Annotated in this window: 12 protein-coding genes and 1 pseudogene; all 13 read right to left on the bottom strand. The window is 60.9% G+C overall.

All coding sequences use genetic code 11. From position 1 onward, the window contains the following. Nucleotides 1-59: 59 nt before the first annotated feature. Entirely contained in the window at nucleotides 60-743 is a 684-nt protein-coding gene (rsmG, locus tag M0D66_RS28440) for a 16S rRNA (guanine(527)-N(7))-methyltransferase RsmG (protein ID WP_266212299.1), read from the bottom strand. Continuing rightward, complete coding sequence (mnmG, locus tag M0D66_RS28435) at nucleotides 740-2,698, bottom strand: tRNA uridine-5-carboxymethylaminomethyl(34) synthesis enzyme MnmG (protein ID WP_266212298.1); 1,959 nt, start codon at nucleotides 2,696-2,698, stop codon at nucleotides 740-742. Before mnmG ends, rsmG begins: the two co-directional genes overlap by 4 nt. Nucleotides 2,699-2,873: 175 nt before the next feature. After that, on the bottom strand, nucleotides 2,874-3,626 hold the full coding sequence (locus tag M0D66_RS28430) for an ABC transporter ATP-binding protein (protein ID WP_200565600.1): 753 nt from the start codon (nucleotides 3,624-3,626) through the stop codon (nucleotides 2,874-2,876). An 11-nt stretch (nucleotides 3,627-3,637) separates the two neighbouring features. Further along, entirely contained in the window at nucleotides 3,638-5,422 is a 1,785-nt protein-coding gene (locus M0D66_RS28425) for an ATP-binding cassette domain-containing protein (RefSeq protein WP_266212297.1), read from the bottom strand. A 4-nt stretch (nucleotides 5,423-5,426) separates the two neighbouring features. After that, nucleotides 5,427-6,482, bottom strand: coding sequence for a branched-chain amino acid ABC transporter permease (locus M0D66_RS28420; RefSeq protein ID WP_093634494.1), 1,056 nt, complete (start codon nucleotides 6,480-6,482; stop codon nucleotides 5,427-5,429). 204 nt (nucleotides 6,483-6,686) lie between these two features. Next, complete coding sequence (locus tag M0D66_RS28415) at nucleotides 6,687-7,847, bottom strand: ABC transporter substrate-binding protein (protein WP_200622319.1); 1,161 nt, start codon at nucleotides 7,845-7,847, stop codon at nucleotides 6,687-6,689. Nucleotides 7,848-8,265: 418 nt separating this feature from the next. Next, entirely contained in the window at nucleotides 8,266-9,432 is a 1,167-nt protein-coding gene (locus tag M0D66_RS28410) for an ABC transporter substrate-binding protein (RefSeq protein WP_266212296.1), read from the bottom strand. A 529-nt stretch (nucleotides 9,433-9,961) separates the two neighbouring features. Continuing rightward, a complete protein-coding gene (locus tag M0D66_RS28405) occupies nucleotides 9,962-10,933 on the bottom strand; it encodes a branched-chain amino acid ABC transporter permease (RefSeq protein ID WP_266212328.1) in 972 nt (323 codons plus the stop codon). Beyond that, a complete protein-coding gene (locus tag M0D66_RS28400; RefSeq protein WP_200660063.1) occupies nucleotides 10,933-11,817 on the bottom strand; it encodes a branched-chain amino acid ABC transporter permease in 885 nt (294 codons plus the stop codon). The genes M0D66_RS28405 and M0D66_RS28400 overlap by 1 nt, the downstream gene beginning before the upstream one ends. Nucleotides 11,818-12,013: 196 nt before the next feature. After that, nucleotides 12,014-13,223, bottom strand: a pseudogene (locus M0D66_RS28395) (ABC transporter substrate-binding protein). A 66-nt stretch (nucleotides 13,224-13,289) separates the two neighbouring features. Then, the gene (locus tag M0D66_RS28390) at nucleotides 13,290-14,048 is read right to left on the bottom strand and encodes an ABC transporter ATP-binding protein (protein WP_054038596.1); all 759 of its coding nucleotides are present in this window, start codon (nucleotides 14,046-14,048) and stop codon (nucleotides 13,290-13,292) included. Beyond that, on the bottom strand, nucleotides 14,045-14,824 hold the full coding sequence (locus tag M0D66_RS28385; protein ID WP_054038612.1) for an ABC transporter ATP-binding protein: 780 nt from the start codon (nucleotides 14,822-14,824) through the stop codon (nucleotides 14,045-14,047). The genes M0D66_RS28390 and M0D66_RS28385 overlap by 4 nt, the downstream gene beginning before the upstream one ends. Nucleotides 14,825-15,232: 408 nt before the next feature. After that, nucleotides 15,233-16,948: a GMC family oxidoreductase gene (locus M0D66_RS28380; protein WP_266212295.1), complete on the bottom strand. Its 1,716-nt coding sequence runs from the start codon at nucleotides 16,946-16,948 to the stop codon at nucleotides 15,233-15,235. Between the last annotated feature and the right edge of the window lie 153 nt (nucleotides 16,949-17,101).

Below are 17,101 nucleotides of genomic sequence, written 5' to 3'. Positions count from 1 at the left end.
ATAAAGTAGAAAGCGCTCGTGGTTTGCGGTGCGTGCCTGGCACCTACTGGTGGCGGCCCTCAGCGGCCCTCGTCCACTCGCACCTTGATCAGATGCCGCTCAGCGTCGAGCGACGGCACATTCAGCCGGATGATCTGCTCCACGTGGGCACCCGCCGGCAGGCGCTCGATCTCACCATCCGGACGCACACCCTTCATCGCCCAGATCGCGCCCTGCTCCGCAACGAGATGACGGGCCAGTGTAACGAAATCCGCGAGCTCTGCGAATGCACGCGACACGATTACGTCGAACTTTGCCGGTACTTCGGCGCCCGACCGCAAAGTCTCGACCCGGCCCGTGACAACCGACAGATTCGCAAGGCCGAGCTCGGCTTTGGCCTGGGCCTGAAAAGCCGTCTTCTTGTGCACGATGTCGTTCACGGTGACGGTCCATTCAGGCAGGACGATGGCCAGCACGATGCCAGGCAAGCCGCCACCGGAGCCCACGTCCAACACCGAAGACGCATCGCGCGTAGCGAGATGCGGCACGATCGAAAGCGAATCCAGGATGTGCTGGATCAACATCTGCCGCGGATCGCGAATCGCCGTCAGGTTGTAGACGGCATTCCATTTGGACAGCAGCGCAACGTAGTCGAGCAGTTTGCCGAGTTGCGCGTCGCTGAGATCGAGGCCGAGCTCGCGGACGCCGTCCGCTAGCAGCGGCGCCAATGCCTCATTACCGCTTCCCTTCTGACTCACCGTCATTGCACCACCGGCGTGCTCTCCGCGCCGGGTTCGGCGGGTTTCGTCGAACGGCGTCCCAAGCCACGCTTGAGGTGAACCATCAGCAGGGAGATCGCCGCCGGCGTAATGCCGGAGATACGCGATGCCTGGCCGATAGTTTCAGGGCGGAATTGCGTCAGCTTCTGACGCGCTTCAAACGATAGCCCTCTTACCTCGGCGTAGTCCAACCCCTCCGGCAAACGCGTGCTTTCATGCGACTCATTCCGCTCGATCTCATCGGCCTGGCGGTCGATATAGCCTTGATACTTGATGCCAATCTCGATCTGTTCCTTGATCTGGGCGAGCAGAACGTCGTCTTCGGCTAGCGTCTCAGGCGCAGCACATGCACCCTCGCGCAAACCGCAGACACCGTCGTAAGTCACACCCGGACGGCGCAGCAGATCCGCCAAACTGTATTCGTGGTCGATCGGCTTGCCGAGCAATGCCGTCGCTTCTTCGGCCGGCAGCGTCTTGGGGTTGACCCACGTCGTGCGAAGACGCTCTGTTTCACGTGAAACAGCATCCCTCTTGCGGCTGAATGCGTCCCAACGGACGTCATCGACCACGCCGAGTTCGCGGCCGATCTCCGTCAGACGCATATCGGCGTTGTCTTCGCGCAGGCTCAGACGGTATTCGGCGCGGCTCGTGAACATGCGATACGGCTCGGACACCCCTTGCGTCACCAGATCGTCGACCAGAACACCCAGGTAGGCCTGATCGCGGCGCGGACACCATGCGTCCTTGCCCTGTACGTGCAAGCCGGCGTTGATCCCCGCCAGCAAGCCTTGTGCAGCCGCTTCCTCGTAGCCGGTCGTGCCATTGATCTGTCCCGCAAAGAACAACCCGCTAATCACCTTGGTTTCCAGCGATGCCTTCAACCCACGCGGATCGAAGTAATCGTATTCGATCGCGTAGCCCGGCCGCAGAATATGCGCGTGCTCCAGGCCACGCATCGAACGCACGAGTTCCAGTTGCACGTCGAACGGCAGGCTGGTGGAAATCCCGTTGGGATAGAACTCGTTCGTCGTCAGCCCTTCTGGCTCGAGGAAGATCTGATGCGATTCCTTCGACGCAAAACGGTGAATCTTGTCTTCGATCGACGGGCAGTACCGCGGCCCCACCCCTTCGATCACGCCGGTGTACATCGGCGAGCGGTCGAGACCACCACGGATGATGTCGTGCGTCCGCTCATTCGTATGCGTAACCCAGCACGGCACTTGGCGCGGATGCTGCTCGACGCGCCCCAGAAACGAGAAAACCGGCACCGGATCCAGATCGCCCGGTTGCTCTTCGAGCTTCGAAAAGTCGATCGTCCGACCGTCGATGCGCGGCGGCGTCCCGGTTTTGAGGCGGCCTTGCGGAAGCTTCAGTTCCTTGAGTCGGCCGGACAGCGACACCGCTGCCGGATCGCCGGCACGGCCACCGGTGTAGTTGTTCAAACCCACGTGAATCTTGCCGTCGAGGAACGTCCCGGCCGTCAGCACGACTGCGCGCGAGCGGAAACGAATTCCCACCTGAGTCACCGCGCCGACCACCCGGTCGCCTTCCACCATCAGATCGTCGACCGCTTGCTGGAACAGCCACAGGTTCGGCTGATTCTCCAGCCGATGCCGGATCGCCTGCTTGTACAACAGACGGTCCGCCTGCGCGCGCGTCGCGCGAACGGCAGGCCCCTTCGACGAATTGAGGATGCGGAACTGGATCCCGCCCTCGTCCGTCGCAGCCGCCATCGCACCGCCGAGCGCATCGACTTCCTTCACCAGATGGCCTTTACCAATCCCGCCGATGGACGGATTGCAGCTCATCTGACCGAGGGTTTCGATGTTATGCGTCAGCAGGAGCGTCGTATTGCCCATGCGTGCTGAGGCCAAGGCGGCCTCAGTGCCAGCATGACCGCCGCCGACGACGATTACGTCAAATTCTGTGGGAAAAAGCATCGCGGATCTCACGCCAGATCGTCGCGTGAGCCTTTCAAAGGAAAATGTATGGGCGAATTATAACGGGTTCGGTTTAGGCCCGAATTTCGTCCGAATGGCCAGGCAAGAAAAAAGCGGTGTGTTTCACGTGAAACACACCGCTTTGAACCGCAGCGATCCGACCGAAAATGAAGAACTAAGCCACTTTCTTGGCCAGCCCCAGATATGTCTCGATCACGCGCGGATTCTGCGCCAGATCCGCGGCCGGCCCTTCCAGCGCCAGTTCACCCGTTTCAAGCACATAGCCGTAGTCAGAGATCTGGAGCGCGGCGCGTGCATTCTGCTCGATCAGCAGCGTCGCCACGCCGGTCTGCCGCAGCGCACTAATAATGTGGAAAATTTCTTTCACGATCAGCGGCGCGAGGCCGAGGCTCGGCTCATCGAGCATCAACAGATCGGGTTTGCCCATCAACGCACGGCCCACCGCAAGCATCTGGCGTTCGCCACCGGACAACGTCCCGGCCGCCTGCTTCCGCCGCTCTTTCAAGCGAGGAAAAAGCGTAAAGACCGGCTCGAGCTGATCGAGAAAATTGCGCTCCCCTGCCCGCTTACGCCGATACGCGCCGAGAACCAGATTGTCTTCAACAGTCATCGACGCAAACAGTTCGCGCTTTTCCGGCACCAGACACATGCCGCGCGCGACCCGCTTTTCAACCGGCACCGCGCTGACGTCTTCACCCTGATAGAGGACCGCGCCTTTCGCATGACCCGTGGTCGGCAATGCGCCCATGATCGCGTTCAGCAACGTGGACTTGCCCGCCCCGTTCGGACCAATCACCGAGACGATCTGACCAGGCCGCACCTTAATTGCCGCGCCGTGCAGCGCTTCGACCTTGCCATAGCGGACCGACAAACCGTTCACGTCGAGAATCGGCGCAGCATCATTCATCGTGTTCTCCATCACTCCACCCCGCCCAGATACGCTTCGAGCACAGCCGGGTCCTGCTGAACATCCTGCGGCAAGCCTTCCGCGATACGCGTGCCGAACTCCATCACCACCAGCCGATCCGTGAGATTCATCACGAAATCCATATCGTGCTCGACCAGCAGCACGCTCATGCCTTCGGCTTTGAGACGGCGCAGCAAATCCGCCAGTTGCAGTTTTTCCTGATACCGCAGACCGGCAGCAGGCTCGTCGAGCAGCAGCAGGGTCGGGTCACAGCACAGCGCGCGAGCAATTTCGAGAATCCGCTGCTGCCCTAGCGCCAAGCTGCCGGCCTCGTCGTACATATGCTGTTCGAGTCCGACGCGACGAATCTGGCTAGCCGCTTCAGCCATCAAGCGCGCCTCTTCCGCACCGTTCAGGCGCGCGACGCTGCGCCAAACGCCAGCCTGGCCGCGCAGATGCGCGCCGATCGCTACGTTCTCCAACACCGTCATGCCCGGCAGCAGCTTGACGTGCTGGAACGTTCGGCCAATGCCGCGTTTGACGATTTCACGTGAACTCAGCGAATCGATACGCTCGCCGCAAAACGTGATTTCGCCGCTCGTCGCTTGCAGCACGCCCGTGACCAGATTGAAGGTGGTCGATTTACCGGCACCGTTCGGCCCGATCAAACCAATGATCTGCCCTGCTTTCACCTCGAAGCTGACGTCGTTCACCGCGACTAGCCCGCCGAACTGCTTGCGCGCCTTGTTCACCGTTAGCAGGCTTTCGCCCGCCGCCGGCTTGCTGCGCTGCGGCAACGGCTCCGCATGATCCGACAGATGCGCACGCGGCCCCTTCGGGAAAAACCGCGCGACAAATGGCCAGACACCCTGGCGAGCGTATTGCAGCAACAGCACCATCAAGATGCCGAACACGATCACTTCGAAGTTGCCGTTCTCGCCGAGCAGCTTCGGCAGCAGCGTTTGCAGATAATCCTGCAATACGGTCAGGATCGCCGCACCGAGCACAGCGCCCCAGACATGCGACACGCCCCCCACCACCGCCATGAACAGAAACTCGATGCCGTGGTTCAAACCAAAGGGCGTCGGATTCACCGCGCGTTGCAGGTGCGCGTACAGGAACCCTGAAATCGACGCCAACACGGCGGCGTAGACAAAGATCACCACACGCATCCAGCCGGTATTGACGCCCATCGCTTCGGCCATCATGCCGCCGCCGCGCAAGGCGCGGATCGCTCGTCCTGGCCTGCTATTAAGCAGATTTTGAACAGAAATCACCGCGCCGAGCACCACCACCCAGATCAGGTAATAGATATGGCGGCCGGACTCCAGGTTGATACCAAAAACATTCAGCACCGGAATCCCATTGATGCCGTCGTACTTGCCGAGCATCTCCAGGTTGCCGAACAGATAGAACAGCGCGAGCCCCCAAGCGATCGTGCCGAGTGGCAGAAAGTGACCCGATAGCCGCATCGTCACGAGCCCGAGCATCAGCGCGATCAGCGCCGTCACCACCACGCCCGCGATCAGCGCGAGCCACGGCGACACACCGTACGCCGTCGTCAGATACGCGGTCGCATACGCGCCGATGCCGACGAACGCCGCCTGCCCGAAGCTCGTCATCCCGCCGATACCCGTCAGCAGGACGAGACCGATCGCGACGATCGAATACAGGCCGATGTAGTTGAGCAACGTCACCCAATACTCGGGCACATGAATCGGATGCGGCAACACCGGCAACGCGAACAGCACGACGAGGAACAACCAGAAGAACTTGTTTTGCATGATCCGTTTCATCGTGTCACTCCTCTTCCTCTTCCGAGTGCGGGCTGGCCAGACTCCGCCACAACAGCACCGGGATGATCAGCGTGAACACGATCACTTCCTTATAGGCGCTCGCCCAGAACGACGAATACGACTCCAGAAGACCGACGAGGATCGAACCCGCGGCTGCCAGCGGATAGCTGACCAGACCGCCGATAATCGCTCCCACAAAGCCCTTCAAACCGATCAGGAAGCCCGAGTCGTAGTAGATGGTGGTCAAGGGTGCGACAAGGATGCCGCACAGCGCACCGAGGCCCGCCGCGAGCGTGAACGCGAGGCGCCCTGCCTGCGTCGTGCCGATGCCGACGAGCCGCGCGCCGAGCCGGTTCACGGACGTTGCGCGCAAAGCCTTGCCGGAGATCGAGCGATCGAAGTACAGGTACAGCCCACCGATCAGCACCACCGCTGTGCCGACCACCCACAGGCTTTGCCCGGAAATCGACAGCGTGCCGAGGTTGAAGGTCGCATCGGAGAACGCCGTGGTGCGCGAGCCTTCCGCACCGAACATCACGAGCCCGAGGCCGACCATCGCAAAGTGCACCGCCACCGCGACGATCAACAGCAGCAGCGTGGTCGCCTCCGCGATCGGTTCGTACGCGAGCCGGTAGACAAAAGGCCCCATCGGAATCACGATCAGCAGCGTCAGCGCGATCTGCGCGATCATCGGCAGCGAATGCAGGAAAACACCCTGCGTGAGCGCGTACACCGCAATCGGAAACAGCAGATATTTGCCGACCAGCATCACCAGTGTGCGCGCCGCATGCCGGCGTCTTTCGGGATGCCGCACCAGCCCCGCTATCTCGACGACAAAGCATGCCGCGCCCATCGCCATCAACAACCAGCACGTGGCCGGAAATTTTTGTGTTTGCAGTGCGGCGAGCGTCAGCGCGCCGTACGAAACAAACTCGCCCTGCGGGATGAAGATCACCCGCGTGACGGAGAACACCAGCACTAGCGCAAGCGCGAGCAGCGCGTAGATCGCGCCGGTGGTGATGCCGTCCTGTGCGAGGATCGCCGCAATTGATAGATCCATACTTCCTCGTCCTGAAGCGTCGAAGTCAAAACCGGGAACAGTCGTGGCGGCAGAACGCGCGGCCGGCCACTAACCAGCGATGCCTGAAAAAGCGACCGCCGCGCCGGAATACGGCGCAGCGGTCGTTGCCATTGTCATCGAACAGAATGGCAATGCGGCGTCTTGCGCCGCATGCTGCGCGAGAGGCGCGTATCGTTTTTGTTGTTAGTCGTTCAGCAGCTTCCACTTGCCGTCGACGATCTGCACGATCACGCGTGCGCGCTTGTCGAGGCCGTTGTGGTCGGTCGTCGTGGTGTTCATGATGCCGTGCGAGACCGGCAGTTCCTTGATGTTTTCAAGCGCGCTGCGCAGTGCCATGCGGAACGCTTCGCTGCCCGGTTGAGCGGTCTTCAGCGCGACCGGAATCGCAGCTTGCAGCATCTGGCCGGCGTCCCATGCGTGACCGCCGAAGGTCGCCACCGAGCCCGCGCCATACGCTTTCTCATACGCATCCTTGTAGGCTTCCGACGACTTCTTCACCGGATTCGAATCCGGCAGCTGATCGGCCACGAGGATCGGACCGGCCGGCAGGAGTTCGCCTTCGCAATCCTTGCCGCACACGCGCAGGAAGTCGTTGTTGGCGACGCCGTGCGTCTGGTAGACCTTGCCCTTGTAGCCACGCTCCTTGAGCGTCTTGGCCGGCAGCGCCGACGGCGTACCCGCGCCCGCGATCAACACCGCATCCGGGTTCGCACCCATCGTCTTCAGCACCTGGCCGGTCACCGAGGCATCGGTGCGGTTAAAGCGTTCATTGGAGACGATCTTCAGATGATGCGCGGCGGCGGCCGCGGTGAAGACGTTGTTCCAGCCGTCGCCGTACGCATCCGCGAAGCCAATGAAGCCGACCGTCTTCACGCCGTGACGCTCCATGTAGTCGGCGATCGCGTCAGCCATCAGGCTATCGTTTTGCGGCGGTTTGAAGGCCCATGCGCGCTTGGCGTCCATCGGCGAAATGATCGCAGCCGATGCCGCCAGCGAGATCATCGGCGTCTTGCCTTCAGCCGCAGCGTCGAGCATCGCCAGCGAATTCGGCGTGACGGTCGAACCGACGATGGCGTCGACGTGGTCTTCGTCGATCAGCTTGCGCGTGTTCTGCACGGCCTTGCCGGTGTCCGATCCATCGTCGAGGATGATGTATTGCACCGTCTTGCCGCCGATCTCTTTCGGCAGCAGCGCGATCGTGTTCTTTTCAGGAATCCCGAGCGATGCAGCCGGCCCCGTGGTGGACAGCGTGACGCCGATTTTCACCTGCGCGAAGGCAGCGCCCGCGCCGCACATCAACGCCATCGCGATACCGGTGCGTACCCATTGCTTTGTCTTGTTCATGCAAGTCTCCAAACGCTTTGAAGCGCGTATCTGTAATCCGGCGCACGGGCCGGGTGTCTGAATCTAGTTATAGGGTTCAGGCATGCCAAGCATGGTTTTCCCTGCTCAACATCAACGCCGTCGCCGTTCTGGTGCAACTCCCCTGCTGCGAACCACTACTGCGATTTCTAATGCCCGAAACACTAACATGTTAGTAGTATTGCGTTCTGCATCATTCACGGTCAATAGACTGTCGCCCGAATGCGGGTTTGTCCTGAAACGGGCCGCTTAGACCGCGTTTTTGACCGCGTTTTCATCTCCGATGTTTCGCTTGTCCAACGCACTTCAAGCGCCGCCAATCATCAAATGCGGGCAATAAAAAAGACGCGGCAACTGCACGCGTCTTTTTTGAGTGGGTTCCGTATCGCTTCGCCTTCGCTCAGTCGCCGGACAGCTTCCACTTGCCGCCGGCGATCTCCACCATCACACGCGCCCGCTGGTCGAGACCAGCGTGGTCGTTCGCGCTCATGTTGAAGATGCCGTGGGAAGCGGGCATGTCTTTCGTGTTTTCGAGTGCCGCACGTAGCGCTTCGCGGAACGCAGGCGTGCCCGGCTGACCTTTCTTCAGCGCAAGCGGGATCGCGCGTTGCAACAGCAAGCCTGCATCCCAAGCGTGACCGCCGAATGTCGAGACCGAACCGGCGCCGTACGCCGCTTCATACGCATGCTTGTATGCGAGCGCGGACTTCTTCACCGGGTTCGAATCGGGCAACTGGTCAGCGACCAGCAACGGACCGGCCGGCAGATAGGTGCCTTCGCAATCCTTGCCGCACACGCGCAGGAAGTCGTTATTGGCGACGCCGTGCGTCTGATAGTACTTGCCCTTGTAGCCGCGTTCCTTGAGGGTTTTCTGCGGCAATGCGGCCGGTGTGCCCGCGCCGGCGACCAGCACCGCATCCGGATTCTGCGACATGATCTTCAGCACCTGGCCGGTCACCGAAGCATCGTTGCGCGCGAAGCGTTCGTTCGCGACGATCTTGATCTTCGCGAGATCGGCGGCCTTGCCGAATTCCTTGAACCAGCTCTCGCCGTACGCATCTGCAAAGCCGATGAATGCGACCGTCTTCACACCGTGATTCGACATATGCTGCGCGATCGCGGTGGCCATCAGAATGTCGTTTTGCGGCGTCTTGAAGACCCACGCGCGCTTCGCATCCATCGGTTCCACGATGCTCGCCGCGGCGGCCATGGAGATCATCGGTGTGGTGCTTTCAGCAGCGACGTCGATCATGGCCAACGAGTTCGGCACGACGGTCGAGCCGATCAACGCATCCACATGATCTTCGCTGGTGAGCTTGCGTGCGTTCTTGACGGCCTGGGTTGAATCCGTGGCGTCGTCGAGCACGATGTAGTCGATCTTCTGCCCTGCCACTTCTTTAGGCAGCAGCGTGATCGTGTTCTTTTCCGGAATACCAAGCGACGCAGCCGGCCCTGTTGCCGACACCGTGACGCCGATTTTCACGTCCGCGAATGCCTGGCCACTCCATGCCGCGGATACTCCGGTGGCGACCAATGCCGCGCTCATCCAACGCAATGCCGACTTCATCCCGCTCCTCTGTCTACCCCGTTATTCATTTGAATCCAAATCCGCAGATTTGAATCACCGACCGCTCGGTCGGTGAATGGCAAGTTTAGCGGACGAAAGCCCCGCGCTGCAAGCATTTTGCAGGGTAAGGGCAGATGAAATTGGGGGTGGCTCGGTGAATAAAAAAGGGTCACCGAATTAGCGGAGAAATTGAATGGCGAATAACGAAAAGCACAAATAAAAAGCGCTGTTGGATATCAATCCAACAGCGCTTTCGTCTGGGCACTGAGTGCCTCATTGTCTCCTCGTTCTCCACCTGCAAAATTCGTGGTGCATCAGAACTGCATGAAGATTAAACGAGCACCCTCCCCCTTACAACTAGCAATTACCCTAGTGGTGCACTGCGGCACAAATGTGGGGCACGTTTTGTTCCGATTTAGCGCGAGGCCGGCCTGCGCGCAACGCAAGATCCAGCCTGACCGATTTCACGAGCGCCGAATTATATCGGACACCAAAGCAATTTGGAATTCATTGCCGCCTCATTGCCGCTTCAGGCCCGCAATGGCCGCACTCTCGCGATGATCTCACCGACAATACCGCGCCGGAACGCCAGCACGCAGGCAATGAAAATCACGCCCGTTACGATGGTCACGGATTCACCCAGCGAGCGGAACCATTCGACGCCTGTCGACGAAGCCAGCGCCGTGCCGATATCGCCGAGCCGGTCTTCGAGCGCAACGATCAGCGCCGCGCCAAGCAGCGGCCCGAACAGCGTCCCCATGCCGCCGACGAGCGTCATCAGGATCACGAGACCCGACATCGTCCAGTATGCGTCGCTCAGCGTCTCGAAGCCCTGCACCAGTACCTTGAGCGAGCCCGCCAGACCGGCGATCCCAGCAGACAGAATGAACGCCAGCAGTTTGAAGCGATCGGTATCGTAACCAAGCGACACGGCGCGCGGCTCGTTCTCCTTGATCGCCACCAGCACCTGCCCGAACGGCGAGTGCACGATCCGCACGATCAGCAGGAATGCCAGCACCATCACGGCCAGCACGACAAAGTACAGCGTCACGTCCGACGACAGATCCAGCAAGCCGAACATTTTGCCGCGCGGCACGCCTTGCAGGCCGTCCTCGCCGTGCGTGAACGGCGCTTGCAGGAAAACGAAGTAGACCATCTGCGCGAGCGCCAGCGTCACCATCGCAAAGTAGATGCCCTGCCGGCGGATCGCGAACAGGCCGACCACCAGCCCAAGCAACGTTGCCGTGGCGGTACCCGCCACCACGCCGAGCTCCGGAGAGAAGCCGAGCGTCTGCATCGCATAACCGGTGACGTAACCGGCCGACGCGAGAAACATTGCGTGACCGAACGAGAGCAGCCCCGTGTAGCCAATCAGCAGATTGAAGGCCGCGGCGAACAACGCGAAGCACAGCACCTTCATGACGAAGAGCGGATAGATGCCGAGCACCGGCACCGCGAGAAGCGCGATCAACAGCAGACCGTAGAGCACTTTTCTCTGCATCATTTTTCCTTGCCGAAGAGACCCGCCGGGCGCACCAGCAACACGAGCGCCATGATCACGAAGACGACGGTCGCCGACGCTTCCGGGTAAAACACACGCGTCAGCCCTTCGATCACGCCAAGCAGCAGGCCGGTCAGGATCGAGCCCATGATCGAACCCATGCCGCCGATCACGACCACCGCGAACACGGTGATGATCATCGGCTGGCCCATCAACGGCGAGACCTGAATCACCGGCGCGGCCAGCACGCCGGCGAACGCGGCCAGCGCGACGCCGAAGCCATAGGTGAGCGTGATCATCAACGGCACGTTGACACCGAACGCCTCGACCAGTTTCGGATTCTCGGTGCCCGCGCGCAGATAGGCGCCGAGGCGCGTCTTCTCAATCACGAACCACGTGGCGAAGCAGACCGCGAGCGACGCCACCACTACCCACGCGCGATAGTTCGGCAGGAACATGAAGCCGAGATCGGTCGCACCGGAGAGCGCCGACGGCACGTCGTAGGGCTGGCCGGACGAACCGTAGATCGAGCGGAACACGCCTTCGACAACCAGCGTGAGTCCGAAAGTGAGCAGCAGCCCATAGAGGTGATCAAGCTTGTACAGCCAGCGCAGCATCGAGCGTTCGATCACGATGCCGAACACGCCGACGATCAGCGGCGCGAGCACCAGCATCACCCAGTACGGCAGGCCGAAATACGACAGGCCCATCCAAGCGAGCATCGCGCCGAGCATGAACAACGCGCCGTGCGCGAAATTGATCACGTTGAGCAAGCCGAAGATCACCGCCAGACCCAGGCTGAGAATCGCATAGAACGAGCCGTTCACGAGCCCCAGCAGCAACTGGCTCAGCATCGCCGGTAGCGGAACGCCAAAGATTTCCATTGAAGCCTTAATCCCTTAAGCCAACGTCAGGGTGAGATCGGTTACGTATGATCCCGCCGGCGCGCAGCCGGCGAGCCATCCGCTCGATCGCGCGCGGCACATGAAGCAGCTGACCATCAGTCTGTGTACCAAAACGGCGCTATGTATTTCCCGCCAGAAAAGGCTGACAGACGGTCAGCTGGTTATCAACCTACGCTTATTTCCACATCGCGCAGCGCGTTTCAGCCTTGGTCGTGAACGCCTGTTCGCCGGGAATCGTCGCAGTGATCTTGTAGTAGTCCCACGGCTCTTTGGATTCAGCCGGCGTCTTCACCTGCATCAGGTACATATCGTGGATCATGCTGCCGTCCTGACGGATGTAGCCCTTCGCGTAGAAGTCGTCGATCTTGGCCTTCTTCAGTTGCGCCATTACCTTGTCGGAGTCGGTCGAGCCGACCGTCTGCACGGCCTTCAGGTAGGTCATGGTCGCGGAGTAGTCGGCAGCCTGCAGGCTCGACGGCATCTTCTTCATCTTGTCGAAGTAGCGCCGCGCCCACGCGCGCGTAGTGGCGTCCTTGTTCCAGTACCAGCTGTCCGTCAGCACCAGGCCCTGGGTCGTTTCCAGACCCAGACTGTGGACGTCGTCGATAAACATCAGCAGTGCGGCCAGCTTCATCGTCTTCGTGATGCCGAATTCCTTGGCGGCCTTGATCGAGTTGATCGTGTCGCCGCCCGCGTTGGCGAGGCCGAGGATCTGCGCCTTCGACGCTTGCGCCTGCAACAGGAACGACGAGAAATCCGAGGCCGAAAGCGGATGACGCACGGCGCCCAGCACCTGGCCGCCGTTGGCCTTCACCACGTCCGACGTATTCTTTTCGAGCGCCTTGCCGAACGCATAGTCAGCGGTCAGGAAGTACCAGGTCTTGCCGCCCTGCTTCGTCACCGCCGAGCCCGTGCCCTTGGCGAGCGCCGTCGTGTCGTACGCGTAGTGGATCGTGTACGGTGTGCACTGCTCGTTGGTCAGGGTGTCGGCGCCCGCGCCGATGCTGATATAAACCTTGTGCTTCTCACCAGCCACCGTGTTCATCGACAGCCCGGTTGCCGAATTCGTGCCGCCGATCAGCAGATCGACGCCATCCCGATCGAACCACCCCCCCCCCCCCCCCCCCCCCCCCCCCCCCCCCCCCCCCCCCCCCCCCCCCCCCGATCGGCTTGCCATTGACCTTGCCGCCGAAGTCGGCCACGGCCATACGGATCGCTTCGAGACCGCCCTGGCCATCAATATCCGCATACAGACCCGACATGTCGGTGATGAAGCCGATCTTCACGGCATCGTCAGCGGCCTGCGCGCTGCCCATCGTCAACGCGGCGCCGGCGGCAACCGCGAAACAGAGTGTGGCAAGCCGCGCGAGTGGGTTCTTTTTCATTCCTGTCTCCTGGTTTCTTCGCTTGTGGTTATCAGAGGCAATCGGACGTTTCTCGTTACTTCCTGTCTATACGCCCAGTAAGTCGTGCAGCACCGGCATCTTGCTTTCAAGCTCGCCGGCCTCGAAGTGTTCGACGATCGCACCATGCTCCATCACATAGAAGCGATCGGCGAGTGGCGCGGCAAAGCGGAAATTCTGTTCGACCATCACAACCGTGTAGCCGCGCGCCTTGAGCGTCATGATCATGCGGGCCAGCGCCTGCACGATGACTGGCGCCAGGCCCTCCGAGATTTCGTCGAGCAGCAGCAAACTCGCGCCGGTGCGCAGAATGCGTGCGACCGCCAGCATCTGCTGCTCGCCACCCGAGAGCCGCGTGCCCTGGCTCATGCGGCGTTCCTGCAGATTCGGGAACATCGAATAGATTTCTTCGAGCGACATCATGTGCGCCTTGTCGCCGACGGGCGGCGGCAACAGCAGGTTTTCCTCACACGAGAGGCTCGAAAAAATCCCACGCTCTTCCGGGCAGTAACCGATGCCGCAGTGAGCGATGCGATGTGTGGGCAGGTTGATGGTTTCGCGGCCGCTAATGCGGATCGAGCCGGTGCGCCGGCCGGTCAGCCCCATGATCGCGCGCAGTGTGGTGGTGCGCCCCGCGCCGTTACGGCCCAGCAGCGTGACGACTTCGCCGCGGTTCACCGTCAGATCGACGCCATGCAGGATATGGGACTCCCCGTACCATGCCTGCAAACCCGTAATCTCCAGCGCGGGGGCACCGCCAGCCGTGTCGCTCACTTCGAGACTTTCGCGCTCGGCAATCGTATTCATGCGTGGGCTCCGGCGAGCGCCGCATCGGCGCTGCCCATATAGGCTTGCATCACGAGCGGATTCTTCGACACTTCGGCATAGCTGCCTTCCGCGAGCACCTCGCCTCGTTGCAGCACGGTGATGGTGTCGGAGATGCCGGCGATCACGTTCATGTTGTGTTCGACCATCAGGATCGTGCGGCCGCTCGATACTTTCTTGATCAAGGCCGTGACGCGATCGACGTCTTCATGGCCCATGCCTTGCGTCGGTTCATCGAGCAGCATCAACTCGGGCTCCATCGCGAGCGTGGTGGCGATTTCGAGCGCGCGCTTGCGGCCGTAGGACAGTTCTACCGTGAGCACGTCGGCGAAATCGGTCAATCCGACCTGGGTGAGCAAGTCCATGGCCCGATCGTCGAGCTGACGCAGCGTGCGTTCGCTCTTCCAGAAATGAAATGCCGTGCCGAGCACACGCTGCAAACCGATGCGCACATTCTGCAATGCTGTCAGATGCGGAAATACAGCAGAAATTTGAAACGAGCGGATGATGCCGCGCCGGGCGATTTGCGCCGGGCGTTCACTGGTGATGTCGATTCCGTTGAAGACGATCTGGCCCGCGGTCGGTTCAAGGAATTTGGTGAGCAGATTGAAGCAGGTGGTCTTGCCTGCCCCATTAGGGCCGATCAGCGCATGGATCGAGCCACGGCGCACGCGCAGGTTCACCCCGTTCACGGCGATGAAGCCTTTGAACTCGCGGGTGAGGCCGCGCGTTTCGAGAATCGTATCGCCGAGAATCATGTTCCCTTCCATACGGAGTAAGGCGAAGCATTACGATCTTCCGCGCGAACGGCTGCGCGACTTTTATGTGTGACGGCGGCACCCCGTGCCGCTCGTTGGCGTACTGCACCAATCCGGACGGTAATCCATGGGCGGCACGCAGCATGGCTGCCATTGTCGCGCCAATGATGCAGCGCATTCATTGGGATTTGCACTTAGTGGATGACGACTGTTTGAAGCGGGCCCGAGGCGTGCTCAAGCGGCACGCCACCCTTGCTCGGGGCGCCTGAAGGATGCGCACACGATGCGTCAACCTTGCTCGGCAGGCGCCAGGGGGATCCGCGAGCGCTGCTTCCATCACGCTCGAGGCATGCCAGGCAAAGTCCGAGGCACGCACCGCGGCTTCGGCTCCCACAGTCACGCCGAGTGTCACACGGCTGACATGGACGGCGCACCGCTAGTCTGAACCAGGACATTGCCGCCCGAGCGTGCGCGACGGTCTTCGCGGATCATGTCGCTGGCGCGCTCGGCGATCATCAGTGTCGGCGAGTTGGTGTTGCCCGAGGTGATGGACGGCATGATTGATGCGTCGACCACCCGTAAACCGTCAACCCCGATAACTCGTAGGCGATTGTCGACGACCGCGGCGGGATCGTCGGCGGTGCCCATCCGGCAAGTGCCGACCGGATGAAAGATGGTGGTACCGACCGCGCCCGCGGCCTGCTGAAGTTCTTCTTCGGTCTGATACTGGATACCGGGCAGAATCTCTTGCGGCCGATAGGGCGCGAGCGCAGGCGCCGCGGCAATGCGGCGCGTCAGACGCAATGCGTTGGCAGCGACGTGCCGGTCGTAATCGGTGGACAGATAGTTGGGCGCGATCAACGGCGGCGCCGACGCATCGGATGATCCGATGTGAATACTGCCACGCGAGGTTGGCCGCAACTGACACACCGACGCGGTAAATGCATTGAAGCGATGCAACGGTTCGCCGAAGCGATCGAGTGAGAGCGGCTGCACGTGATACTCGAGATCGGGACGCGTGAGCGAGCGGTCATTCGGATCGGACTTGGCGAACGCGCCGAGTTGCGATGGTGACATCGACATGGGGCCGCTTTGAAAGAACGCGTACTGCATGCCGATCATCAGCTTGCCCCACCAATGCGCGGAAGCGGTATTGAGCGTACGCACGCCGTCGACTTTATAGGCCATGCGCAACTGCAGATGGTCCTGCAGATTTTCGCCGACGCCGCACAGATCCTTCACAACCTCGATACCGAGATTCTGGAGGCGCGCACCATTACCGATACCGGAGAGTTCGAGCAATTGCGGCGAGTTGACCGCACCGGAACTGAGGATCACTTCGCAACGGGCTTTGGCGAGATAGTCCGTGTTGTCGCCGCGATATTCGACGCCTGTGCAGCGACGTCCCTCGAACACGACGCGCTGTGTATGGGCACCGGTGATAACGGTGAGATTGGGTCGCCTAAGCGCCGGACGCAGAAAGGCTTTCGACGCGTTCCAACGGATGCCGCGTTTCTGATTGACGTCGAAGTAACCGACACCGGTGTTGTCACCGCGATTGAAGTCATCGGTAGCGGGTATGCCGGTTTGTTGTGCGGCTTGTGAAAACTCTTCGAGGATCTTCCATTTCAGGCGTTGTTTTTCGACGCGCCATGGGCCGCCTGCTCCATGCGATTCGGACGCGCCGGCGTGGTGATCTTCGCTGCGTTTGAAGATGGGGAGGACAGAGTTCCAGGACCAGGAGGCGTCATTGGTGACGCGAGCCCATTCATCGTAGTCCTCGCGTTGGCCGCGCATGTAGATCATGCCGTTGATGGAGGAGCTGCCGCCTAGTACTCTGCCCCGCGGGTATGAGAGCGAGCGGCCGTTCAGGCCGGGTTCTGACTGGGTTTTGTAGAGCCAATCTGTGCGGGGATTGCCAATGCAGTAGAGGTAGCCTACCGGCACGTGGATCCAGTGGTAGTCGTCTTTGCCGCCGGCTTCTAGCAGGAGGACCTGCACCTCTGGATCTTCCGATAGGCGGTTGGCGAGGACGCAACCTGCTGTGCCGGCGCCGACTATGATGTAGTCGAATTCGCCTTCCAGGCGGTGGGGTTTTGTTTGTGTGTTTTCTGGGGTGTTCATCGTTTCGTCTCCTAAGCTTTTTTGCTTTCGCGGCGCTTATTGTCTGTGTTCTTAGGGCTTTGGCTTTTCCTTGTTCTGGCTTTGGTGCCTTTCCTTGCTTTGTTAGTGGTCTATTAGCGTTGCCCCTGTGCGGGGCGGCACCTACTTCTCTTT

It is taken from the genome of Paraburkholderia sp. SECH2 (assembly GCF_030464795.1).
Taxonomy (GTDB): domain Bacteria; phylum Pseudomonadota; class Gammaproteobacteria; order Burkholderiales; family Burkholderiaceae; genus Paraburkholderia; species Paraburkholderia aspalathi.
This window is presented reverse-complemented; position numbering and strand designations above follow the sequence as displayed.